Below are 22,694 nucleotides of genomic sequence, written 5' to 3'. Positions count from 1 at the left end.
GGGCGACCCGGCCCCTCAGGTGAGCCGGATGGCCACCTCGTTGGCCAGGAGGCGACCGTGCGGGGTGAGCACCACGCGGTCGTCCCGCCGGACGACCAGGCCCTCCAGCTCGACGAGGACCTCGGCGGCCACCTCCTCGGCGGCGATGCCGTCCCGGGTCCGGATGGCCAGCTGCAGCCCCTCGAGCCGCCGGTCGTCGGCCTCGAGCTCCTCGGCGCCGGCTTCCGGCGACCGGCCCGACTCGATGGCGGCCACGTAGCGCTCGGGGGTGCGGTAGTTCCAGGAGCGCCGACCGTCGCGGTGGCCGTGCGCGGCGCACCCGACCGCCAGGTACTCGCCCTCGGTCCAGTACAGGAGGTTGTGGCGGCACTCGTGGCCCGGCTTGGCCCAGTTGGAGATCTCGTACCACTCGTAGCCCGCGGCGCCGAGCACGTCGGTGGCCAGCTGGTACTGGTCGGCCTGGGTGTCGTCGTCGGGGTGGCGGGCCGGATCGGCGGCCAGCGGCGTGCCGGCCTCGACGGTCAGGGCGTACGCACTGACGTGGGTGGGGTCGAGCGCCACCACCTCGTCGAGCGAGCGCCGCCACTGCGCCAGGGTCTCGCCGGCGGCGCCGTAGACCAGGTCGAGGTTGAAGGCCAGGCCCGCGGCGTGGGCGGCCTCGGCGGCGCGGCGGACGTTGGCGGGGTCGTGGTCCCGGCCCAGCGTGGCCAGCACCTCGGGCACCATCGACTGCACGCCGATGGAGAGCCGGTTCACCCCGCCTGCGGCGTAGGTGGCCGCCATGTCGGCGGTGAGGTCGTCGGGGTTGCACTCCACGGACACCTCGGCACCGGGCGCCAGAGGCACGGCCGCCAGCACGTCGACCAGGGCGTGGGGATCGACCAGGGTCGGGGTCCCGCCGCCCACGAACACGCTGGTCACCGGAGGCAGGTCCGGTGCGGCGGCCACGATCTGGGCCCGACAGGCCGCCAGGTACTGCTCGGCCAGGTGGTGGCGATCGGTCCAGGTGGCGAAGGCGCAGTAGTCGCACCGGTGCCGGCAGAAGGGCACGTGGAGGTAGAGCCCGAACGCCATGGCGAGGAGCGTACCGACCAGGTCCGGGCCACCCGCCGGGCGGTCGCGCCCGGCTGGTCACCCGGTCGGGCGAAGGCGACCGCGGAGCGGGACGGCGCCCCGGTCGAGGGTTCACGCATCGTGGCATTACCGCGCTCCGTGATGTAACCTGGACAGCCAGCGCGCTGCGTGCGCAGCCCCCGTTCACCCAGGAGCACCCCGCCATGCCATCGGCTGAGAACGACCTCGACCCGGAGTCCGCCGGCTACGCCCGCCTCGTCGGCGAGCGCCTGCGGGCCATCCGGCGCCAGAAGCGCCTCTCGCTGCAAGAGGCCGAGGAGCTCTCCGAGCAGGAGTTCAAGGCCTCCGTGCTCGGCGCCTACGAGCGGGGCGAGCGGGCCATCTCGGTCCCCCGCCTCCACCGCCTCGCCCGGGTGTACCAGGTCCCGGTCGACCAGCTCCTGCCCCGTGACGCCGCCGACGGCCGCGCCGACGGGACCTACCTCGACCTCACCCAGCCCGCCAGCCCCGCCCCCCGCAAGATCGTCATCGACCTCGCCCGGGTCGAGGACATCAGCGGGCCCACCGGCGAGATGCTGCGCCGCTACCTGGCCATGATCCAGGTGCAGCGCCAGGACTTCAACGGCCGGGTGCTCACCATCCGCCGCGACGACCTCCGGGCCATCGCCTGCGTGCTGGACACCCCGAGCGAGCTCACCACCGAGCGCCTCGACGAGCTGGGGATCCTGTTCCGCGGCACGCCGGTCCTCGACGCCTCTCGCTGAGTCGCCGGCTGGCGGCCTCCGGCGAACGCCGTCGAGGGCGTCTCCCCGACCTTCCTAGGCGGGGAGGACCAGGGCTGCCCGCAGGGCGACGAGGAGGGCGCCCGCGGTGATGGCGGCGGTCTCGGCGCGGAGGACGCCGTCGGCGAGGGCCACGGTGGGCAGGTCGAACGCCCGCTCGGCGTCATCCCAACCGCCCTCGGGGCCGGTGAGCACCAGGGGGCGGTCGAGCGAGGGTGCGGCGCCACCTCGATCGGCGCGACAGGCACGGGGGTCGGCGGCGACCTCGGCGAACGAAGCCACCGGGTGCACCTCGGGCAGCCAGGCCCGGCGGCTCTGCATGGCGGCCTCGCGGGCCACGCGGCGGAGGCGGGCCAGGGCGCTCTCGGAGCGGGCGGCGTCCCAGCGCACCACGGACCGCGCCGCCACGAACGGCCGGACCGCGTCGACGCCGAGCTCGGTGAGCTTCTGGACGGCCAGCTCGGGCTTGGTCCCCTTCACCAGGGCGAAGGCGACCTCCACCGGTGGCGCCGGTCGCGGCGCCGCGACGGGCTCGCCGTCGACCTCGGGCTCGGCCCCGGCGAACCGGGCCCGGCGCCAGCCGCCCACGCCGTCGCTGAGCACCAGCGGGTCGCCCGGCCGCAGGCGCAGCGCCCGCGACAGGTGGTGCAGGTCGCCGTCGTCGAGCGTGGGCCGGGCCAGGTCGACCACGAAGACCAGCGGTCCCCCGCCGGACGGGACCGGCTCGGTGCTCAGGAGAAGGCCGACTTGATGCGGGAGAGGAAGCCCTTCTCCGCCGGCGCGACGTCGTCGCCGCGGTGCGCCGCCATGGCCCGCAGCGCCTCCTCGACCTCGGGCTCGAGGTCGGTGGGCGTGTCGACGACGACCTGGACGAGGATGTCGCCGCGACCGCGGCCGCGCACGTGGTGCACGCCCCGGCCCCGCAGGCGGAACACCTTGCCGGTCTGGGTCCCCCGGGAGACCACGAGGTCCTCGGCCCCGTCGAGCGTGTCGAAGCCGATGACCGCACCGAGCGCCGCCTGGGTGATGGGCAGGTGCAGCTCGTGCACCAGGTCGTCGCCCTCGCGACGGAACCGGGCGTGGGGGCGGACCCGGACCTGGACGTAGAGGTCGCCTCGGCCGCCGCCGCGCGGGCCGACGGCGCCGAAGCCGCTCAGCCGGAGGGTGGAGCCGGTGTCGACGCCGGCGGGGATGTCGACGGTGTAGGTCTTGTCGGTGACCTCCCGGCCCTCGCCGTTGCACACGTCGCAGGGGTCGGCGATGACCTCGCCGGCGCCACGGCACACCGGGCAGGGCACGGCGGTGACCATCTGGCCGAGGATGCTCTGGCGCACCTGGCGGACCTGGCCGGCGCCGCCGCACTGGTCGCAGCGCGCCGCGTGGGTGCCGGGCTTGGCCCCGCTGGCCTCGCACGCCTCGCACGGCACGGCGGTGCGCACCGAGACCTCCTGGGTGGTGCCGAACACCGCGCCTTCGAAGTCGATCTCGACCGCGACCTCCAGGTCGGGCCCCGACGCCGGGCCGGTGCGGCCGCCACCGCCGCCGCCTCCCCCGCCGAAGAAGGCGTCGAAGATGTCGCCCAGGCCGCCGCCGCCACCGAAGCCGGCGAACGGGTCACCGCCGCCGCCCCGCGGACCGTCGGCACCGAACCGGTCGTAGTGCTCGCGCTTCGACGGGTCGCTCAGGACCTCGTAGGCGACCGAGATCTCCTTGAACCGGGCTTCGGCCGTGGCGTCGCCGGGGTTGGCGTCGGGGTGGTACTTGCGGGCGACCACGCGGTACGCCCGCTTGATCTCGTCGCCGGACGCGTTGCGCTCGACCTCGAGCAGCTCGTAGTAGTCGGTGGACACCTGGTTCGCTTCAGCCTTCGCTCAGCCGGTGCCCGAGGCGCTGGCCGACCACGGCCACCGCGGCGAGCGCCTGGGGATAGTTCATGCGGGTGGGGCCGAGCACGCCGACGGTGCCGACCCGCTCGCCGTCGACGGTGTAGGGGGCGACCACGAGGGCGCAGTCGGCCAGCGGCTGCATCCCGGTCTCGGAGCCGATGGCCACGTTGAGGCCCCGGTCGACGACGTCGCGCAGCAGCGACACCACCACGAGCTGCTGCTCGAGGATGGTGAGCACGGAGCGCACGGTCTCGACGGCCTCGAACGAGGCGGAGATGCGGGAGGCGCCGTTGACGAAGACGTGGTCGCCCTCATCCGCGCCGCCCTGGCCGACGACCGAGCGAACCCGGCCCAGCACGGCCTCGACCGCCGGGTCGTGCGACGGTGCGACCAGGGAGAGCACGGCGAACGGCTCGCCGATGGCGGCGGGCGAGAGCGCGTTCACCGCACGGAGCAGCACGGCTTCGTCGGTGTCCTCGGCCAGCTCGACGGTGCGCTTCTCGACCACGCCGTTGGCCAGCACGGCCACGAGGAGAGCGACCCGCGGCGTGAGGCTGACGAGCTGGACCGACCGCACCTTGCCGGCGTCGTTGGGCGGGCCCACGACCACCGCTGCGTAGTCGGTGAGGCCGGTCAGGAGGCGGGTGGTGTCGGCGAGCATCTGCTCGATCTCGCCGTGGGCCCGATCGAAGAAGGCTCGGACCTGCTGGGCCGAGCCCCGGTCGAGCGACGGCTGGGCGAGGGCGTCGACGAAGTAGCGGTAGCCCTTCTCGGTGGGGATGCGGCCGGCCGAGGTGTGCGGCTGGGCGAGGAAGCCCTCGGTCTCGAGCGCCGCCATCTCGTTGCGCACGGTGGCCGACGACACGCTCACGCCGGGCGCGTCGACCACGTGGCCCGAGCCAACGGGTTGGGCGGTCTTGATGTACTCCTCCACCACGGCACGGAGGATGGATGCCTTGCGCTCGTCGAGCATGGCGACCTCTCGGGTTCGTTGGCACTCGATCCTACCGAGTGCCAGCACGCGATCCCTCCCTCGGCGGCGGCCGCCGTCGGTTCAGCGGCGCTGGTAGCGGGCCAGGGCCTCTTCGCGCTCGGCCTTGTGGTCCACGATCGGTTCCGGGTAGCCGCCTGCGCCCCCGCCGAACAGGTCGTCGCCGCCGGCCTTGGCCGGCTCGTGCACCGCCTTGCCCTCGATGCCGCGGAGCTCGGGCACGTACCGGCGGACGTAGTCGCCCGACGGGTCGAACCGCAGGCCCTGGGCCGTCGGGTTGAAGATCCGGAAGAACGGAGCGGCATCGGTGCCGGTGCCCGCGGTCCACTGCCAGCCGTGGTTGTTGGAAGCGAGGTCGCCGTCGACGAGGTGCTGGAGGAACCAGCGAGCGCCCCGGGTCCAGTCGACGTGCAGGTCCTTCACCAGGAACGAGGCCGTGATCATGCGGACCCGGTTGTGGATCCACCCCTCGGCCAGGAGCTGGCGCATCCCGGCGTCGACGATCGGATAGCCGGTCTCGCCCCGGCACCAGGCCTCGAAGCGCTGGTCGGCCCGCTTCCCGGTGTCCCACTCGAGGCCGTCCATGGCGGCGGCGTAGTTGCGGCGAGCGGTCTCGGGGCGGTGGTGGAGCACGTCGGCGTAGAAGTCGCGCCAGCACAGCTCGCCGGCCCAGGTCGTGGCCCCGCCGCTCCCTCCGAGCCGGGCCAGGAGCTGGCGGGGGTGCACCGTCCCGTACTTGAGGTGGGGCGACAGCCGGCTGGTGCGGTCGAGGTCCGGCCGGTTGCGGTCGTCGGTGTAGTCGTCGACCCGGTCGGCCAGGAAGGCGTCGGCCAGCCGGTGGGCCGCGGCCTCGCCGCCGTCGGGCAGGCCGTCGGTGGCGTCGGGGTCCGGGGTGGCGGGTCGCTCGCCGTGGCCCCGTCCGCCGTCGACGCCCTCGAGCCAGACGGCCGAGCGTGGTGCCGCCACCGGCGCGTCCCAGCCGTGGGCCCGCCAGGCGCGCGAGAACGGGGTGAAGACCTTGAACGGCGTGCCGCCACCGGTGAAGAGGGTGTCGGGGGGGATGGCGTACGGGCTGCCCACCCGCTCCAGCGTGCGACCGGCGGCGAGGAGCGCCTCCTCCACGGCGTCGTCGCGCTGCTTGCCGTACGGGCCGAAGTCCTCGGCCACGTACACGGCCTCGGCGTCGACCTCGGCGGCGACGGCGGCCACCACCGCAGCGGGGTCGCCGTGGCGCTCCACCAGCAGGCCGTCGAGGTCCTCGTCGAGGGCGTCGAGGCACCGGTGGAGGAACACGAGGCGGTTGGCGCCGGAGGGCTTGGCGAGGGCCGGGTCGTGCACGAAGAGGGCGACGAGCCGGTCGTGGGCGTCGACGGCGGCGCGCAGCGCCGGGTTGTCGGCCAGGCGCAGGTCGCGCCGGAACCACACCACGCCGGTGCTGTCGCTCACCGCTGCCGGCCGGGTTCGAGGGTCATCGCCGCATCATGGCCGCCCCACCTTCCCGTTGGCAGCGGCGCCAGTCCCGCCGCCTGATCGGGTGACAGGGGCCGAGTACCGTCGGGCGCCATGCCCACCCTGGACACCAGCCGCCTGCGCGGCCGAGCGGTGCTGCGCGACCCCGACGAGGGCCACCGCGCCGCCACCAACCTCGAGCTGTTCTTCGACCTGGTCTTCGTGGTCGCCGTCGGGCGGGCCGCCGCCGCGCTGCACCACCAGCTCGGCGCCGAGCACGTGGGCGACGCGCTCGTGGGGTTCGCCACCATGTTCTTCGCGCTCTGGTGGTCGTGGATGAACTTCACCTGGTTCGCCTCGGCGCACGACTCCGACGACGTCACCCACCGGCTGCTCACGCTGCTGCAGATGGCGGGCGCACTGGTGCTGGCGGCCGGCGTCACCAAGGCGGCCGAGCACGGCGACTTCGTGATCGTGACCGTGGGCTACGCCATCGCCCGCGTGGGCCTGGTGTCCAGCTGGCTGCGCGTGGCCCGCGACCACCCCGACGAGCGACCCCGAGCGCTGCGCTACGCCCTGCCGCTGGTCGGCCTGCAGGCCCTGTGGCTGCTGCGCCTGCTGGTCCCGGACGGCCTCGCCCTCGCCAGCTTCGTGGTCCTGGCCGTGGCCGAGCTGGCCATCCCCGTCTACGCCGAGCGGGCCGCCGGCGAGGGCCGGGCCCGGTTCCACGCCGGCCACATCGAGGAGCGCTACGGCCTCTTCGTGATCATCCTCCTCGGCGAGACCATCCTCTCGGCCACCGCCGGCTTCCAGGAGGCCTTCGACGCCGGCGGCCTGACCCTCGACCTCGCCGTGATCGCCGTCGGGGGCCTGGTGCTCGCGTTCGGGGCGTGGTGGCTCTACTTCGACCACCCCGGCCACCTGGCTCCGGCGCCGGGCCGGTCGTTCCGGTGGGGCTACGCCCACGTGGTGGTGTTCGCATCGCTGGCCGCCATGGGGTCGGGCGTGGCGCTCGACGCCGAGAACCTGCTGCCCGGCGGCCACCACAGCAGCCCCCGCATCGCCGCCCTCGCCGTGGCGGTCCCGGCGGCGACCTACCTGCTCGGCCTGGTGCTCGTGATGCTGGTGAACGGCCTGCGCCTCGGCCAGATCCGCGTCTGGCCCAAGATCGTCGGCGCCGTCCTGATGCTGGTCCTGGGCGCCACCGCCGGCGTGGTCGAGACCGCCGGGGGCTGCGCCGCGGTGATGCTGGTGCTCACGGCCTGGATGGTCCTCGACGCCGACGCGCCCACACCGGCGACCGAGCTGGATCCCGGCGCCTGAGGCGGGGCTCCCTCAGTCGTCGAGCTTGAGGGCGGAGACGAAGGCTTCCTGCGGAACCTCGGCGCGGCCGATGTTCTTCATCTTCTTCTTGCCCTCCTTCTGCTTCTCGAGGAGCTTGCGCTTGCGGGTGATGTCACCGCCGTAGCACTTGGCCAGCACGTCCTTGCGCTTCGCCTTCACCGTCTGGCGGGCGATGATCCGGCCGCCGATGGCCGCCTGGATCGGCACGTCGAACATCTGGCGCGGGATGAGCTCCTTGAGCTTCTCGCACATCTTGCGGCCGTAGTCGTCGGCCTTGTCCCGGTGGATGACCATGGAGAAGGCGTCGACCGGGGTGGAGTTCAGCAGCACGTCCACCCGGACCAGGTTGGAGACCTTGTAGCCGGCGGCCTCGTAGTCGAGCGAGGCGTAGCCCTGGGTGCGGCTCTTGAGCTGGTCGAAGAAGTCGGTGACCACCTCGGCCAGCGGCACCTTGTACTTGAGCTCCACCCGCTCCGGCGAGAGGTACTCGAGCTTGTCCATCTCGCCGCGCCGGGTCTGGCACAGGTCCATGATCGTGCCCGTGTAGTCCGACGGCGTCAGGATCGTGACGTCGAACCAGGGCTCCTCGATGTTCTCGATCTCGGTGGTGGGCGGCATCTCCGAGGGGTTGTCGACCTCCAGCACCGAGCCGTCGGTCTTGTTCACCACGTAGGCCACGCTGGGGGCGGTGGCGATGAGGCTGAGGTCGAACTCGCGCTCCAGGCGCTCCCGCACGATCTCCATGTGCAGCAGGCCCAGGAACCCGCAGCGGAACCCGAAGCCCAGGGCACCGGAGGTCTCGGGCTCGAAGGTGACGCTGGCGTCGCTGAGGCGCATCTTGTCGAGCGCCTCGCGCAGCTCCGGGAACTGGTCCCCGTCGATGGGGTAGATGCCGCAGAACACCATGGGCTTGGGGTCGCGGTAGCCGTCGAGCGGCTCGGGGGCGGGGTTGCGGGCGGTGGTGACGGTCTCGCCGGAACGGGCCTCGGCCACGTCCTTGATGCCGGCGATGAGGTAGCCGGTCTCACCGGGACCGAGCTCGGCGACCGGGGTGGGGACCGGGTTGCGCACGCCGATCTCGTCGGCCTCGTAGGTGGCGCCGGCCTGCATGAACCGGAGCTTCTCGCCGGTCTTCATGGTGCCGTTCATGACCCGCACCGACGACACGACGCCGCGGTACTGGTCGAAGTGCGAGTCGAAGATCAGCGCCTGCAGCGGCTCGTCCGGGTCGCCCTTGGGAGCGGGGATGCGGTCGATCACCGCATCGAGCAGCTCGGGGACGCCCTCACCGGTCTTGGCGCTGATGCGCAGGATCTCGTCGGCCGGGATGCCGAGGATGTTCTCGATCTCCGAGGCGTACAGGTCGGGGTCGGCGGCCGGGAGGTCGATCTTGTTCAGGCAGGCCACGATCTCGAGGTCGTTCTCGAGGGCGAGGTAGCAGTTGGCCAGCGTCTGGGCCTCGATGCCCTGGGCGGCGTCGACCAGCAGGATGACGCCCTCGCAGGCGGCCAGGCTGCGGCTGACCTCGTAGCCGAAGTCGACGTGGCCGGGGGTGTCGATCAGGTTCAGCACGTGGTCGCGCCAGTCGAGCCGGACGGACTGGAGCTTGATGGTGATGCCCCGCTCCCGCTCGATGTCCATGGAGTCGAGGTACTGGGCCCGCATGTCCCGGGCGCTCACGGCGCCGGTGACCTCGAGGATGCGATCGCTGAGGGTGGTCTTGCCGTGGTCGATGTGGGCGATGACGCTCAGCGAACGGATCTTGGAACGGTCCATGGGGCCTCGGGCTCGGGGCGCGGCAGCGGCGCCAGGGTGAGTGACGAGGCTACCAACCGACCCTTCCGGGCCCCGCACCCGCCCGGCCGCCGGGCCCGGGTGTGACACGGGGGCCTCCGGGCCAGTAGGTTTGCCAAGCTTTCAAACGAACCCGCATGGAGCCTGCAACACCGTGGCCAACATCAAGAGCCAGATCAAGCGCAACCGCCAGAACGAGAAGCGACGCCTCGCCAACAAGGCCGTCCGCTCCGAGCTGCGGACCCGCGTCAAGGGCGCCGTCGTGGCCGCCGAGACCGGCGCCGAGAACGCCGAGGTCGCCCAGTCGATCGCCATGAAGCGCATCGACAAGGCCGCCAACAAGGGCGTCATCCACAAGAACGCCGCCGCCCGGCGCAAGTCCCGCCTGGCCAAGCGCCTCGCCGCGGCTTCCGCCGCCGCCGACGCCTGACCCGCACCCCTCGCTGACCGGGCCTGCCCGGTCACGGCCACCACGCCCCGCGCACCTCGGTGCCGGGGCGTCTCGCCGTTTTGGGCCCGGGGGACGGCTCAGCGGGACGAGCGCGAGAGCCGGGCGAGGCGGGCCACCAGGACCTCCATCACCAGCTCGCCGGGCCAGGCGCTGTTGCCCTTGAGGTCGATGTCGGCGGTGGCCAGCAGGCCGACGGCCCGGCGGATGCCCGGCCCGCCGAGCTTGCGGGACTGGTTCAGCGCCTTCTTGGCCGGGAAGGTCGAGCCCTTCATGCCCAGGAGCTGGGCGGCCTCCTTCTCGCTGCGCACGCCGGACCCGTCGAGGCGGAGCATGCGCACGTAGTGGCCCTGCAGGGTGGCCATGATCGCCAGCGGGTGGCGGTCGCCGCCGCGCATCATGCGCTGGAGGCGGTCGAGGGCGGTGGGCACGTCGCCGCTGTCGATGGCGTCGGTGAGCTCCCACGGCGGCACGCCGCCGGCGGGCCCCAGGAACGGCTCGACGTCATCGGCGGTCAGCCGGGTACCGGGGGCGAAGGCGCCCTTGAGCCGCTCGATGAGCCCGATGAGGGCGCCGGCGTCCTCGCCCAGCGAGCCGGCGACCTTGTCCCGCACCCGGGGGTCGACGTCGAGGCCGGCCTCCGCGAACTGGTCGTTGACCCAACCACCGATGTTGCGGCCCTGCGGGTCCCCGTCGACCACCTCGCCACCGGCGGCCGTGATGGCCTTGGTGAGGGTGGGCGGCAGCTTTGCGAAGGTGGAGCCCGGCTTCGAGGAGCCCTCCCACACCACCACCAGCACCGTGGTGGGCAGCGGGTCCTCGAGGTACTGGAGCAGGGCGGTGATCTCGCCGGCCTTGGTGAAGCGGGCGGCCCGGCGCACCACCACGATGCGGCGCTCGGTCAGGAACGGCAGGGTCTGGGCGCCGCCGATGGCGACGGCCAGCTTGGCCTGGTCGACCTGTGGCCCGCTGAGGCTGTCGGCGCCGCCGACGTCCAGCAGGTCCAGGTCGAACTCGTCGAGCACCAGCGAGCGGTCCTCGGTGCCCACCAGCTCGTCGAGCAGCTTCGACAGCGCCTCGCCCCGCAGCACGTCGTCGGAGCCCTTCACCAGGTAGACGGGCGCGGTCACGAGCGCACCTCGCTGGTGGTGGCGGCGGCCCGGGCGCTGGTTGCAGCGTCCCGGGCGCTGGCTGCGGCGTCGAGCCGCTCCAGGACGGTGGCCACGCGGCGGAACCGCTCGGGCGCCACGCCCCGCACGGTGCGCACGCCGAGGCCGATGGCGCCGAGGAGGGCGCCGATCTCCCACCCGTCGACCGTGGCCGGCGCGGGAGGCTTCGGCGTGGCCGGTTCGTGCGCTTCGGTGGTGGCGTTCGGGGTGCCGGGTTCGGCGGGCTCCTCGTCCACGGTGCGGCGGTCAGCCGGACCGGTCCGTCGGTCGAACGCTTCGGCCAGGTCGGCCGGCGCTGCCAGGGAGGCCCCGGCGGCGAAGCCTGCGGTGGCCACCGCCCGGACGGCGGCCACCGGCACCGGGCCGGCGGCGAACGGCACCTCGACCACGACCTGATCGGCGGCGACCCCCGCTCCCACCAGGGCCCGGGCGCGCTCGATGGCGGGTCGCCCCCCCTTCGACGGCGACGACCACCAGCGCACCGCTGGTCGCCACGGCGGCGGCCGCCTCAGGGCGAGCGCCGAGGACGGCGACCGACGGGGAGCCGCTGGCGGCGACGGCCGACGCCTCCACGCGGCGCCGGGCCTCGGCGGCATCGGCCCCTGCGAGGTCGATCAGGGCCAGGTCGCCACCCGGCCCGAGCAGCAGCGGCACCGGCTTCGCGGGCGCTCGAAGGGGGTGCTGCTCGGCCACCCCCGGACCCTACCGGCCCGCCCGTGGACGATCGCTCCGACCATCGGCGGTGCCAGAGGGCCGCCGCGTCCTCTGGCGGCGCGAGGCGTCACCAGCTGTTGCTCGGGTGCTCGGGACGGGGGCCGCTGGCCGCGCTGCGGCACGAAGGGCGCGACGGAGGCGGGGCTGGGCGATTCGGCGAGAGCGGTCGGCTTCGCTGGTTGCGCCGAGCGGGATTCCTGTCGCTCGGGGTCGGTAGGCGCCCCTCGGCGACGGGAATCGCCGGTGTCGCGGTTCTCGTGCTTTTCCGCCCTTCCGGTTGCTGTTGCGAAGGAGGTGAAGTACCATCGAACACATGTTCGATGCAGCGGAGGACCAGGAACGGGACGGAGCGCCCGAAGCCATCGGCTTCGCCGTCGCTCGCCTCCTGGCCACCCGCCCGGACCCGGCCAACGGGCCGGCCATGGCCTGCTGGCTCCGCGACCACGCCCGGGTCCAGCGCCGGCTCGACGGCAGCGCGCTGCGCATCCGCAGCGCCTTCGACGCCTCGCTGGCATGGGCGGCCGACGGCACCCGCTCCTCGACCACCTGGCTGGCCAACCAGACGGGGTGCTCGCGGAGCGCGGCGGGCTCGGCGCTGAAGACGGCCCGCCTGGCCCGCACCATGGCCCACGTCAGCGCAGCAGCGGCGGCCGGCACGCTGTGCGCCGAGAAGCTGCAGTGGCTGACCCGGGCCCGCACCGAGGTGGTGGCCGAGGAGTTCGACCGGGAGGAGGCCGAGCTGGTGGCGCTGGCCGAGGAGCTCACGGTCGATGCGCTCCGCCAGGCACTGGAGGCGTGGCGGCTCGGCGCGCTGGAGCGGCTGGGGCGCAACGCGCCCGATGGCGATCCGCCCATCCCCGAGACCATCGCCGACCGCATCAGCCTCCTCCGGGGCTTCCAGGGCCGCGGGGACCTGGAGGGCGAGCTCAGCCCCGAGTCGCTGGCCACGCTGCTCGGCGCCCTCACCGCCGAGCTGGCCGCCTGGCGCCGCACCGGCCAGCTCGAGGCCGACGATGCCCGCTCCGTCGGGGAGCTCTACGCCGCCGCCCTGCTCGCCATCGTCGAGCGCGGCTGCCAGGCCGGCAGCGCCCACGGCGGCCCCCGCCCCCTGCTCACCGCCATCCTCGACCCCGCCACCCTCGCCGCCCTCCGCTCCCGCTTCGGCGACGGCGGCGGGGATGGCGGCGGCGGCGGCGGCGCTCCGGGTCCGAGCGATGACGGCGGGCCGGGCGGGCGTGGCGGTAGCCGTCGCGCTCCGGCTCCGAGCGACGACGACGGTTGGGCTGGCGAAGGCCCGGGCCCCGATGACGATCACCGGGACGACGACGGCGGTCAGGGCGCCCGTAGGTCCGACGGACCGAGCGCGAGCACGGGTGGTGGCCGTCCGGGTGAAGACGATCCGGGCGGCAGCGACGACTCGGCGCCCGACGATCGGGGCGTCGACGAGAACGATGAGCCGTGCGGCCCCCTGGGCGGCGGCCCGGTCGAGGACGAGGACGGGTTGCGCCCCGGCGTCGGTGGTGCTGACGACCCGTGCCGGTCGGGCGATGGCGACCCGGGGCAGGCGGTCGCTCCTGCACCGTCCGAGGCCGCCGCAGCAGCAGACACACCGCTGACCGGCGGTGGAGGGCCCGGGGACGACGACCGTCCCGGGCGACGGCCGCCAGTGGACGACCGGCGGCTCGGGCTCCGCAACCTGCCGCCCGAGGTCGACCTCGGGTCGGAGCCAGGCCGTCCGCAGCCGTCGAACGGACCGGCCACCGTGCCGGTGTGCGAGATCGGCGGGGTCGGACCGATCCCGCCCACCACCGTCGCCCGCCTCGCCGAGCGAGGGGCCGACGTGTGCCGGGTGGTGCTGGCCCGAGACGGCACGGTCGTCGAGGTCAGCCAGCGGGTGCGGGTGGACGATCCTGCGGACCTGTCTCGGGCGCTAGCCCGCGCCCCCGCCGTGCCCATCGACCTCGGCCGTCGTCGACGGGTGGCCGGCCCCGCCCAGCACCGCGCCCTGGTGGCCCGATCCGGCGGGACGTGCGAGATCGAGGGCTGCGACGCGCCTGCGTGGCGGTGTCAGATCCACCACCTCCTCCCCTGGGAGCACGGCGGTCCGACGGACCTGCCCAACCTCGCGCTCGTCTGCCGCCACCACCACAAGGCCCTGCACCACGGCTTCTCGACCGCTCCCGAGGCGACCAGCCTCCGCCTCCGCCGCCCCGACGGCACCCTGGTCCCGGCCCCGTTCCGCACCCGGCTCCCCCCGCCTCCCCGAAGCCTGCTGATCCCAGGTCGTCCACCTGCTCCACCTCCGAGCACGGCGGCCTCACCGACCTCGCCAACCTTCCGTGGTCTGCTGCCACGGCCACGGGGCGCTCCACAGAGGCTCCTCGACCGCGCCCGGGGTCACCGGCTTCCGCCTCCGCCGCCGGGTCCCCCGCGGCCCGAAACCTGCTCACGCACCAGGGGCCCGCGCTCAGGGAGCGGGTCCGTCGGTCGGCTCGTCGGTCGGCTCGAGGACCTGGATGTGGGTGACGGGCCAGCGGTGGCGGAGGGCGCGGAGGAGGTCGGGGTCGGGCTCGGACGGGGCCTGGAGGAGGTCGATGCGGCGGACGCCGGCGAGGCGCAGCGCCTCCATGGCGTCGGCGGGCGACACGCGGCCGGAGAGGACCACCACGGTCGTGCCCTGCTGGCGGACGATGGTCAAGCCGGCGGCCTGCTGCTGTGGCGGCGGGTGGCGCAGGGCGACCGCCGGGGCCAGGAGGGCGGCGAGGACCACGGCGGTGGCCGCCCGGCGAGGCCAGTGCCAGGTGGGGCGCCGCCGGCCGAGCCGCACGGCCACGGCGCCGGCGGTGACGATCACCAGCAGGCCTTCGCCGCCGACCTCGCCGAGGGGCAGCGACGCCGAGACCCGCGCCACGGCCGCCACCCACCAGATGGCCAGCTGGGTGGGCAGGTGCACCACGCGAGCCACGTTTGGGCCGAGGAGCCCGGCCACCACCCCGGCCGGGAGGCCCCACGTGGTGACGAGGCCCGCCACCGGCACGGCCAGCACGTTGGCCACGATCGACACCACGGGCACGCCGCCGAACCGGGGCACCAGGACCGGGGCCACGCCGAGCTGGGCGGCGATGGTGACGGCCAGCGCCTCGCGCAGCCACGCCGGGCCACGGAGGTGGGCCTCGATCGGGGCCGCCAGCACGGCGATCCCGGCCGAGGCGCCCACCGACAGCTCGAAGCCCACCGACCGCACCAGCAGGGGGTCGACCAGCAGGAGCCCCGACACGGCCAGGGCCAGGATCCGCAGCGAGGCGGCGGGCCGCCCGGCCGTCGATGCGCTCACGGCGAGCGCCGCCATGGCCGAGGCGCGCAGCACCGACGGCTCGAACCGGGTGACCACGCCGAAGGCGCCGATCACGCCGAGCGTCACCACCCACCGCCAGCGCAGGCCCAACCGGTTCGTCACCGGCGACAGCAGGACCAGGACGAACGCGAGGTTCTGGCCCGAGACGACCAGGAGGTGGGTGAGGCCGGCGCCACGGAAGTCGTCGACCACCTCGGGGCGCTGGTCACGGTCGTCGCCGAGGACGAAGCCGCCGTAGAGGGAGCGAGCCGTCTCGGGCAGCACCTCGGCGCCCCGGCCGAGGAGGCGGCGGAACCGGTTGGCGGCCTGCCACGGCGCCGATCCGCCGTCGACCCGCTCGGCGTGCTCGACGGCCAGCCGCCCGACGACGTGGCGCGGCACCAGCCACGGCGAGCGAGGTGGCGGCGGTCGCAGCCGGCCCGTCACCAGCAGCCGCTCCCCCGCCAGGGCCGAGCCCACCGAGCCGGCCGCCGCACCCTCCGCTTGGAGCTCCAGCCGCTGCTGGCCCACCCGCACGTCGACGCGGGTGCCGAAGGGGGTGGGCGTCGGGTCGGCCAGCAGCGTGACCCGCCCCTCGTACGGCCCGGCCTCGACCGGGTCGAGGCCGGCCATCGAGCGAGCGCCCAGCGACGACGCCAGCACCAGCCCGCCCAGCACCAGCAGCCAGGGTCGTCGGGCCAGCAGCGAGGCCACGACCACGAAGGCGCACGGCAGCAACGGCAGGGGGCGGGACCACCACGCACCGAGCGCGACCGCGACGGCGAGGGCCACCGCGCCCCGGTCGGTCAGCTGCCGAGGCGGTGCCGCCGGCGCCGGCGGGAGACCGGAGGCCACCGCCGGCGGGCGCTCGGTGGGGGCGCTCACACCGTGACCAACGGGCGGAGCTGCTCGAGCTTGGCATCGCCGATCCCCCGCACCTCGAGCAGGTCGTCGACCGAGGTGAACGGGCCATGCTCGTCGCGGTAGGCCAGGATCGCCGTGGCGGTGGCGGGACCGACCCCGGGCAGGGTGTCGAGCTGCTCGGCGGTGGCCTGGTTCAGGTCGACGGGACCAGCGGGGGCCGTCGACCCCGCTCCTCCGCTGCCCGCCCCGCCGGTCCCTGCCCCCGACCCGGTCGACGTCCCGCCGCCGCCCCCGGCCACCACGTCCGGCGGGGCGTCCTCGCCGGTGCGCGGGATCCAGACCCGCTCGCCGTCGGCCACGGGGGCGGCGAGGTTCACCCGGTCGGCGTCGGCCTGGGGACCGAGCCCACCTGCGGCCCGGACCACGTCGTCGACCCGGGCCCCGGCAGCCAGCCGGTAGACGCCGGGGTGCGCCACGGCTCCCGATGCCTGCACCACCAGGTCCGGCGCCGCCGTGGTGCTGCTGGCCGAGCCCACCCCGACGTCGCCCGCGGTCCCGGCACCTGCGCCGGTGCTCGCGCCCGAACCGCCGCCCGACCCGTCGCCGGACGAGCCCGACGAGCCCGACGACGAGGCCAGCGGCAGCGCCGACTCGATGGGCGGGGCCGGCGGACGGAGGAGCCACCAGGCCACCGCCGCCACCACCAGGACGCCGAGCGCGGCACCGACGAGGCGCAGCGGCGAACGCCGGGCCCGAGCCCACCAGCGCTCCCACCGCTCGCGAGGCGACTCCGGCGCGAGCGGCCGCAACCCCTGCAGCGGATCCGGGCCGCCGAACGGGTCGAGGGGGTCCGGGGCACCGTCGGTGGAGACGGTGGACGAGGGGGACGGGTGAGCCATGGCTCCTCCAGGCGCGGTGGTGCGGGGAGGGGAAGGCTCGGGGTCGAGGGTACCGGTGCGTCGGGCCACCGTCGACCACCTGCAGCCTGCGGCTAGCCGGAGCGGGCGGGGTCGACGGCGGCGAGCAGCTCGGGCTCGCGCCACCAGCCCTGGCGCACGGCCATGCCCAGGCCGGCACGCCAGATGCCGTAGCCGTAGGCGGCGCCGACCGGCGCCACCACGAGCAGGGCGGCGGGGGCGAAGGCCACCGCCAGCCCCGAGGCGACGGCGATCGGGGCGAGGACGAGGTTCTGCACCAACGACGCCGCGAACAGGGTCAGCCCCGTGACGAAGCCCTGCCCGCCGCCTCCGGCGCCGAACGCACCGCCGCCGAACGGGCCACGGCTCTCGGGCACCTTGAACGGCACCTTGATCGACACGACGTCGGCGACACCGAGGCCGACGCCCACCGCTCCTGCGCCGAGCAGCAGCGCCGCCGGCACGTAGACCCAGCCACCGGTGGCGACGGCGAGGACCGCGCTGGACACGGCTACGGCCGGCACCACCTGCAGCAGGGCCGAGAGGTTCTTGCCCACCAGCAGCGTGCGCAGGCGGTCCCCCGAGGCGAGGTCGCTCCAGAGCGCCCCGCCGTCGAGGCCGAACTGGTTGAAGGACCCGAGCACGGCGACGTAGGCGACGCCGGCGGCGAGCAGCACCACCTCTGGTGGGGGGTCGCCCGCCTGCACCAGCAGCCAGATCGGGCCGCCCACGGCCAGCAGGGTGCGCACCAGCAGGGCCGACTTCCGGCGCGGGTCGCGCCACGAGTACCGCAGGTCACGGGCGGCCACCGCGCCCACCGGTGAGGCCGGTACGAACGGCAGCCACGCCGGGAGCAGGGCCAGCGCCGGCCTAGGCGGCGAGCCGCCAGGGGCAGGCCCCGCCGGACCAGCCGCTGCCGCAGCGGCTGCGGCGTCGCGTCGACGGCGCGACGGGGTCGACCCGCTGACCACGACGGTGAGCGCCCGGTCGAGGGCCCTGCCCCACCAGAGGAGCAGCAGCGGCACCACGACGAGCGCCGGGACCAGGGCGGCCAGCGCGACCAGCCAGTGGCCGCCACGCGCCTCCACGACCGACCGTCCGAGCAGCCCCGGCGGGGTCCACCGCGCCACGGCGACGATGTGGTCGAGCACCGAGGCGGAGACCGACGGCAACCGCACGAAGCGCAGGAACTGGAAGCTGACGGCGATGAGCGAGCCGATGACGATGGCGGCGTCGCGTGACCGTCGGCTCGACAGGGCGGCGGCCAGGGTGGTGGAGAGCGCTCGGGACGCGGCCACCGCCATCACGAGGGCGAGGGCGCCGGCGGGCAGGGCGACGAGCACCCCGGAAGCACCGCCGAAGCCGATGGCCACGCCGACCGTGGTCGTCACCGCAGCCACCGGCACCGGGCCGACGAACGAGGCGGCGAGGAGGCCGCGCAGCAGCGGTCCCCGCCGCAGCGGGAACAGCACCAGCCGGCCCGGGTCCAGCGTCTCGTCGTTGCCGAACGTCGCCAGGGGCAGCACCGCCCACGCCAGGACGAGCAGGTTGGGTGCCAGGACCAGGATGGCGTCGCGATCGTGCGGCTCCAGGGTGGGGCCGGCCACCAGGCCGAACAGGAGCCCGGCGCCGGCCGCGGCCACGCCGAAGAGGACGCTCATCGCCAGCCCGAAGCTGCCGTTGCGCGTGCTGCGGGCCCGGTTGACCACCAGTCGCAGCTTGAGCCGGACCAGCACGCGGGTGAGCCCGGGCGGCCGAGCCCGATCGACCGCGAGGGGCGCGACCGCGCTCACCGCGAAGCCGGCGGCGCCGCGCCCGGGGGCGGCGCCGGGGCGGGCGGCGGGAGCGGCGGCGGCGGAGGGCCCGGGGGCGGGGGGAACGCCGTCGGCGGCGGCGGGGCCGAGCCGTCGAACGGGCGGGGCGGCCGGTCGGGGTCCGGCGGCGCGTCGACCACGGGGGTGCCGCCGTCGAGCCAGCCCAGGGCGCCGGCCCCGGCCTCACGGCCGCCGACCAGCTCGATGAACACGTCCTCCAGCCGGCGACCGCCGCGGACGTCGTCCACCTCCCCCTCGGTGATGATCCGGCCGCGGGCGACGATGGCCACGCGGTCGCACACCCGCTCGACCACCTCCATCACGTGGCTGGAGAACACGACGGTCCCACCGGCGCCGGCGAAGCGCTCGAGCACCTCGCGGATGGTGCGGGTGGAGACCGGGTCGACCGACTCGAACGGCTCGTCCAGGAACAGGACCTGGGGCCCGTGCAGCAGGGCCGCCGCGAGGGCGACCTTCTTGCGCATGCCGGTGCTGTAGTCGACGACCAAGGTGTCCTGGGCGCCGACCAGGTCGAGGACCTCGAGCAGGTCGCGGGTGCGATCGGCCACCAGGCCCGGGTCCAGGCCCCGCAGGAGGCCGGTGTAGGTGAGCAGCTCGAGGCCCGACAGGCGGTCGTAGAGCTTCACGTCGTCCGGCAGCACGCCGATGCGGGCCTTGGCCGCCGGCGGGTCGGCCCACACGTCGTGGCCGGCCACCCAGACCAGCCCGGCGTCGGGGCGCAGGAGGCCGGTCATCATGCGGATGGTGGTGGTCTTGCCGGCGCCGTTCGGGCCGACCAGGCCGTAGAAGCAGCCGTGCGGCACGCGGAGGTCGATGCCGCCCACGGCGACGTGCTGGTCGTAGCGCTTCCAGAGGCCCCGGACCTCCACCGCGGCGCCGCCCGGGGCCGTCCGTTCGTCGCCGCTCACCGGGTCGACGCTAGGCCGGTCCGTCGCATCCGAGGTGCAGGCGCCGTCGGGCCCGCCACTCCGCCGCCACCTCGGCGGGGATCCGGCGGTAGGCCGCGGCGTGGGGGTAGAGCCGCAGCCGCCAGCCCACGTAGGCGGCCAGGTAGGCCCGCAGGAACCCCAGGGGGCCCTGCTCGCGCCACTGGCGCACGTGCTCGAGCTCGTGGGTCAGCAGGTGCGTGCGATCGGCGAAGCGAGCACGGACGATGACGAGCGAGCCGAGCGTCCACGCGTCGGCCCCGTGCGGCACCGGACCACCCACCCACAGGCGGTAGCCCGGCCGCTGCTCGATCCGACCGATCCGGAGCGACGTCCCCATGGCCCCGAAGCGTTGCCCCTCCGACGACGGCCGGCGCGGATGGTCGACCGGTCAGCGGCGGCGAGGCGACGGCCGGGAGCGCTCAGAACAGCTGCTTGCTCAGCGCCCGGCGGAACTCGACCGTGCGGGGGTCGGTGGGGCCCATGAGCTCGAGCAGGTCGAGGTACTCCTGGCGGGCGTCGTCGTCGCCCTTCACCCGGGTCAGCAGGTCGTTGAGCTTGTCCTCGACGTCGAGCAGCACCGGGGCGCCGTCCTCGTCGGTGGCCTCGGGGGCGCCGGTGCGGGCCAGGGCGGCCACGCGGCGGGTCTCGGCCGACTCCGGCACCTTGGCCAACATGGCGAGGGCGTCCTCGGGCCGCTCGTCGGCCACGTACAGCTCGGCCAGGCCCACCACCGCGACGGGGTGGCCGGGGTCCAGCTCGAGCACCTGCAGCAGCGAGGCCTCGTCACCGGCGTCGAGCAGCGCCTGGATCTCGCGCTGCTGCTCCGAGGGGCGCAGCGAGTCGATGAACTCGCGGACCTTGGCCTCGGGCTGGGCCCCCACGAAGCTGTTCACGACCTTGCGCTGGTACACGGCGTGGACCGCCGGGATGCCCTGCACCTGGAAGGCCTGGGTCAGGCCCGGGTTCTCGTCGGTGTTGACCTTGACCAGCACGACGTCGCCGTCGGCCTCGTCGACCACCTTCTCGATGATCGGGCCGAGCGTGCGGCACGGGCCGCACCACGGTGCCCACAGGTCCACCACCACCGGGACGGAGTCGGAGCGCTCCAAGATCTCTTGCTCGAAGGTGGCATCGGTGACATCGACCATGGCTCGCACGCTATCGGCGGGCCCCACCGGGTCCGCCCACCGGGCCGGGTAGCTTGACCGCTGATGACTGCCACCTCGCCGGTCCCCGGCATCGACGTCGACCACGTGACGGCCTGGTTCGCGGAGCACGCGCCGGAGGCCGTCCCCCCGCTGGCCTTCGAGCTCATCGCCGGCGGACGCTCGAACCTCACCTTCCGGGTCACCGACCAGGCCGACGGCGCCTGGGTGCTGCGCCGCCCGCCGCGCGGCCACGTGCTGGCCACCGCCCACGACATGGGGCGCGAGCACCGCATCATCTCCGCCCTCGCCCCCACCGACGTGCCCGTCGCGCCGGTGGTCGGCCTGTGCACCGACCCCGAGGTCAACGACGGGGCGCCGTTCTACGTCATGTCCTTCGTCGACGGCCTCGTGCTGCGCGACGCCCGGGCCGCGGAGGACGTGTCGCCCGAGGTGCGCCGGCGCGCCGGGCTCTCCATCGCCGAGACCCTGGCCAAGATCCACGCCATCGACCCCGACGCCGTCGGCCTGGGCGACCTCGGCCGCAAGGAGGGCTACGTCGCCCGCCAGCTCAAGCGGTGGAACGGCCAGTTCGAGAACAGCGAGGGCCAGACCGGCCCCGTCACCGAGGCCTACGACCGCCTCCTCCAGAACATCCCCGAGCAGGGCCCGGCCGCCATCGTCCACGGCGACTACCGGCTCGACAACTGCATGGTCGACGACGCCGGCGAGGTCATCGCCGTGCTCGACTGGGAGATCTGCACCCTCGGCGACCCGCTCGCCGACCTCGGGGTGCTGATGGTCTACTGGACCGAGCCCGGCGACCCCTACGCCGCCCTTCCCGGCGCCGCCACCGTCCTCGACGGCTTCCCGAGCCGGGCCGAGCTGGTGGCCGCCTACGAGGCGGCCGGCGGCCGCTCGGTCGGCGACCTCGACTACTACGTGGCCTTCGGCTACTGGAAGCTGGCGTGCATCCTCCAGGGTGTGGCCGTGCGCTACCAGGCCGGCGCCATGGGCGACGACGGCGCCAGCGGCGACGCCTTCGGCGACATGGTCAACCTGCTGGGCCAGGCCTCCCTGGCCTCCCTCGACAAGATCGGCACCTGACGTGGCGCTCTACGACCTCCACGAGCAGCCCTCGCTCGACTCCCCCGTGCTGATCATGGTGCTGGAGGGCTGGATCGACGCCGGCTACTCGGCCGGCACCGCGGTGCAGACCCTGCTCCAGGGCCTCGACACGTACCCGGTGGCCACCTTCGACGCCGACCAGCTGCTCGACCACCGGGCCCGGCGCCCGATCATGCACCTGGTCGACGGCGTCAACACCGGCCTCTCGTGGCCCGGCATCGAGCTGCGCGCTGGCACCGACCTCGACGGCAACGACGTGCTCCTGCTGCTGGGCGCCGAACCCGACCACGCGTGGCGTGGCTTCACCGAGGCCACCATCGAGCTGGCCCAGGACTTCGGCACCCGCCTCGTGGTCGGCCTCGGCGCCTATCCGGCCACCGTGCCCCACACCCGTCCGGTCACCATGTCGGTCACCGCGTCGAGCGCCGAGCTGGCGTCGGTGTCGGGCCTCCTGCGCGGGTCGCTCGAGGTCCCCGCCGGCGTGCAGGCGGCGCTGGAGTTCCGCTGCGCCGAGCTCGACCTCCCCGCCGTCGGCCTCTGGGCCCAGGTCCCCCACTACGTGAGCGGCGAGCCCACGCCGTACCCGGCCGCCGCCCTGGCCCTCCTCGACCAGCTCGAGCGCACCGCCGGCCTGCGCCTGCCCAAGGGCGAGCTGGTGGGCGACGCCGAGCGCACCCGGAACCGGATCGACACCGCCATGTCCACCAACAGCGACCACCTCGGGATGCTCCACGCCCTCGAGGCCCGCCACGACCAGCAGGTGGCCGAGGCCGGGCCGGCGCCGTCCGACGCGCTGCCGTCGGCCGACGAGCTGGCCGAAGAGGTCGAGCGCTTCCTGCGCGACCAGGGCGACTCCTGATCGTCGGCCGCTGATCCCCGACCACGCAGCCG

Annotated in this window: 18 protein-coding genes and 2 pseudogenes; 6 read left to right on the top strand and 14 right to left on the bottom strand. The window is 74.7% G+C overall.

The window, feature by feature from the left end; genetic code table 11:
• Window positions 1–15: 15 nt before the first annotated feature.
• Entirely contained in the window at window positions 16–1,074 is a 1,059-nt protein-coding gene (gene hemW / locus KSP35_RS01515; protein ID WP_216998487.1) for a radical SAM family heme chaperone HemW, read from the bottom strand.
• Window positions 1,075–1,277: 203 nt separating this feature from the next.
• Between hemW and KSP35_RS01510 the strand changes: the two genes are divergently transcribed.
• On the top strand, window positions 1,278–1,838 hold the full coding sequence (locus tag KSP35_RS01510; RefSeq protein WP_216998486.1) for a transcriptional regulator: 561 nt from the start codon (window positions 1,278–1,280) through the stop codon (window positions 1,836–1,838).
• 54 nt (window positions 1,839–1,892) lie between these two features.
• On the opposite strand, the gene KSP35_RS01505 is transcribed toward KSP35_RS01510, so the two are convergent.
• The 4 genes from KSP35_RS01505 to KSP35_RS01490 form a co-directional block, all read right to left on the bottom strand.
• On the bottom strand, window positions 1,893–2,546 hold the full coding sequence (locus KSP35_RS01505) for a 16S rRNA (uracil(1498)-N(3))-methyltransferase (RefSeq protein WP_216998485.1): 654 nt from the start codon (window positions 2,544–2,546) through the stop codon (window positions 1,893–1,895).
• A gap of 41 nt (window positions 2,547–2,587) precedes the next feature.
• Window positions 2,588–3,706: a molecular chaperone DnaJ gene (gene dnaJ / locus KSP35_RS01500; protein ID WP_216998484.1), complete on the bottom strand. Its 1,119-nt coding sequence runs from the start codon at window positions 3,704–3,706 to the stop codon at window positions 2,588–2,590.
• Window positions 3,707–3,716: 10 nt separating this feature from the next.
• Complete coding sequence (hrcA, locus tag KSP35_RS01495; protein WP_216998483.1) at window positions 3,717–4,715, bottom strand: heat-inducible transcriptional repressor HrcA; 999 nt, start codon at window positions 4,713–4,715, stop codon at window positions 3,717–3,719.
• A gap of 81 nt (window positions 4,716–4,796) precedes the next feature.
• The gene (locus KSP35_RS01490; protein WP_216998482.1) at window positions 4,797–6,179 is read right to left on the bottom strand and encodes a deoxyribodipyrimidine photo-lyase; all 1,383 of its coding nucleotides are present in this window, start codon (window positions 6,177–6,179) and stop codon (window positions 4,797–4,799) included.
• 117 nt (window positions 6,180–6,296) lie between these two features.
• Here KSP35_RS01490 and KSP35_RS01485 point away from each other — a divergent pair, with 117 nt between their 5' ends.
• Window positions 6,297–7,505 (top strand): low temperature requirement protein A, encoded by a 1,209-nt coding sequence (locus tag KSP35_RS01485; RefSeq protein WP_216998481.1) that lies wholly within the window; start codon window positions 6,297–6,299, stop codon window positions 7,503–7,505.
• 12 nt (window positions 7,506–7,517) lie between these two features.
• Here KSP35_RS01485 and lepA read toward each other — a convergent pair whose 3' ends face one another.
• Window positions 7,518–9,302: a translation elongation factor 4 gene (lepA, locus tag KSP35_RS01480; RefSeq protein ID WP_216998480.1), complete on the bottom strand. Its 1,785-nt coding sequence runs from the start codon at window positions 9,300–9,302 to the stop codon at window positions 7,518–7,520.
• 172 nt (window positions 9,303–9,474) lie between these two features.
• Between lepA and rpsT the strand changes: the two genes are divergently transcribed.
• Window positions 9,475–9,750, top strand: a complete 276-nt coding sequence (gene rpsT, locus KSP35_RS01475) for a 30S ribosomal protein S20 (protein ID WP_216998479.1) — start codon at window positions 9,475–9,477, stop codon at window positions 9,748–9,750.
• 98 nt (window positions 9,751–9,848) lie between these two features.
• Here rpsT and holA read toward each other — a convergent pair whose 3' ends face one another.
• Together holA and KSP35_RS01465 are read right to left on the bottom strand one after the other, a co-directional pair.
• Window positions 9,849–10,898 (bottom strand): DNA polymerase III subunit delta, encoded by a 1,050-nt coding sequence (gene holA / locus KSP35_RS01470; RefSeq protein WP_216998478.1) that lies wholly within the window; start codon window positions 10,896–10,898, stop codon window positions 9,849–9,851.
• On the bottom strand, window positions 10,895–11,419 hold the full coding sequence (locus KSP35_RS01465; protein ID WP_216998477.1) for a hypothetical protein: 525 nt from the start codon (window positions 11,417–11,419) through the stop codon (window positions 10,895–10,897). Before KSP35_RS01465 ends, holA begins: the two co-directional genes overlap by 4 nt.
• Window positions 11,420–11,964: 545 nt before the next feature.
• On the opposite strand from KSP35_RS01465, the pseudogene KSP35_RS01460 reads away from it, so the two are divergent.
• Window positions 11,965–13,803 (top strand): annotated as a pseudogene (locus KSP35_RS01460) (DUF222 domain-containing protein); the annotation flags it as partial.
• A gap of 315 nt (window positions 13,804–14,118) precedes the next feature.
• On the opposite strand, the gene KSP35_RS01455 reads toward KSP35_RS01460, so the two are convergent.
• From KSP35_RS01455 to KSP35_RS01430, 6 genes and pseudogenes are all read right to left on the bottom strand, one after another.
• Complete coding sequence (locus KSP35_RS01455) at window positions 14,119–15,870, bottom strand: ComEC/Rec2 family competence protein (RefSeq protein WP_216998476.1); 1,752 nt, start codon at window positions 15,868–15,870, stop codon at window positions 14,119–14,121.
• Entirely contained in the window at window positions 15,867–16,748 is an 882-nt protein-coding gene (locus KSP35_RS01450) for a ComEA family DNA-binding protein (RefSeq protein ID WP_216998475.1), read from the bottom strand. The genes KSP35_RS01455 and KSP35_RS01450 overlap by 4 nt, the downstream gene beginning before the upstream one ends.
• Before the next feature lie 92 nt (window positions 16,749–16,840).
• Window positions 16,841–18,559 (bottom strand): hypothetical protein, encoded by a 1,719-nt coding sequence (locus KSP35_RS01445; RefSeq protein WP_216998474.1) that lies wholly within the window; start codon window positions 18,557–18,559, stop codon window positions 16,841–16,843.
• Window positions 18,560–18,726: 167 nt separating this feature from the next.
• Window positions 18,727–19,509 (bottom strand): annotated as a pseudogene (locus KSP35_RS01440) (ABC transporter ATP-binding protein); the annotation flags it as partial.
• A gap of 10 nt (window positions 19,510–19,519) precedes the next feature.
• Window positions 19,520–19,867: a DUF4157 domain-containing protein gene (locus KSP35_RS01435; protein ID WP_216998473.1), complete on the bottom strand. Its 348-nt coding sequence runs from the start codon at window positions 19,865–19,867 to the stop codon at window positions 19,520–19,522.
• 82 nt (window positions 19,868–19,949) lie between these two features.
• Window positions 19,950–20,678, bottom strand: coding sequence for a tetratricopeptide repeat protein (locus KSP35_RS01430; RefSeq protein ID WP_216998472.1), 729 nt, complete (start codon window positions 20,676–20,678; stop codon window positions 19,950–19,952).
• 63 nt (window positions 20,679–20,741) lie between these two features.
• On the opposite strand from KSP35_RS01430, the gene KSP35_RS01425 reads away from it, so the two are divergent.
• Both KSP35_RS01425 and KSP35_RS01420 read left to right on the top strand, forming a co-directional pair.
• Entirely contained in the window at window positions 20,742–21,782 is a 1,041-nt protein-coding gene (locus tag KSP35_RS01425) for a phosphotransferase family protein (protein ID WP_216998471.1), read from the top strand.
• A 1-nt stretch (window position 21,783) separates the two neighbouring features.
• Window positions 21,784–22,662 (top strand): proteasome assembly chaperone family protein, encoded by an 879-nt coding sequence (locus KSP35_RS01420; protein ID WP_216998470.1) that lies wholly within the window; start codon window positions 21,784–21,786, stop codon window positions 22,660–22,662.
• Window positions 22,663–22,694: the final 32 nt, after the last annotated feature.

Origin of the sequence: Aquihabitans sp. G128 (assembly GCF_019048865.1) — a bacterium.
In the GTDB taxonomy this organism is placed as follows: domain Bacteria; phylum Actinomycetota; class Acidimicrobiia; order Acidimicrobiales; family Iamiaceae; genus Aquihabitans.
Note: the sequence above shows the minus strand (reverse complement) of the source record. Positions and strands in the feature narration are given on the sequence as shown.

Coding starts and splice junctions, on each gene's coding strand:
- KSP35_RS01435 (WP_216998473.1), bottom strand. CDS start 19,867: ATGGGGACGTCGCTCCGGATCGGTCGGATCGAGCAGCGGCCGGGCTAC.
- KSP35_RS01430 (WP_216998472.1), bottom strand. CDS start 20,678: ATGGTCGATGTCACCGATGCCACCTTCGAGCAAGAGATCTTGGAGCGC.
- lepA (WP_216998480.1), bottom strand. CDS start 9,302: ATGGACCGTTCCAAGATCCGTTCGCTGAGCGTCATCGCCCACATCGAC.
- KSP35_RS01425 (WP_216998471.1), top strand. CDS start 20,742: ATGACTGCCACCTCGCCGGTCCCCGGCATCGACGTCGACCACGTGACG.
- KSP35_RS01485 (WP_216998481.1), top strand. CDS start 6,297: ATGCCCACCCTGGACACCAGCCGCCTGCGCGGCCGAGCGGTGCTGCGC.
- KSP35_RS01450 (WP_216998475.1), bottom strand. CDS start 16,748: ATGGCTCACCCGTCCCCCTCGTCCACCGTCTCCACCGACGGTGCCCCG.
- hrcA (WP_216998483.1), bottom strand. CDS start 4,715: ATGCTCGACGAGCGCAAGGCATCCATCCTCCGTGCCGTGGTGGAGGAG.
- KSP35_RS01510 (WP_216998486.1), top strand. CDS start 1,278: ATGCCATCGGCTGAGAACGACCTCGACCCGGAGTCCGCCGGCTACGCC.
- hemW (WP_216998487.1), bottom strand. CDS start 1,074: ATGGCGTTCGGGCTCTACCTCCACGTGCCCTTCTGCCGGCACCGGTGC.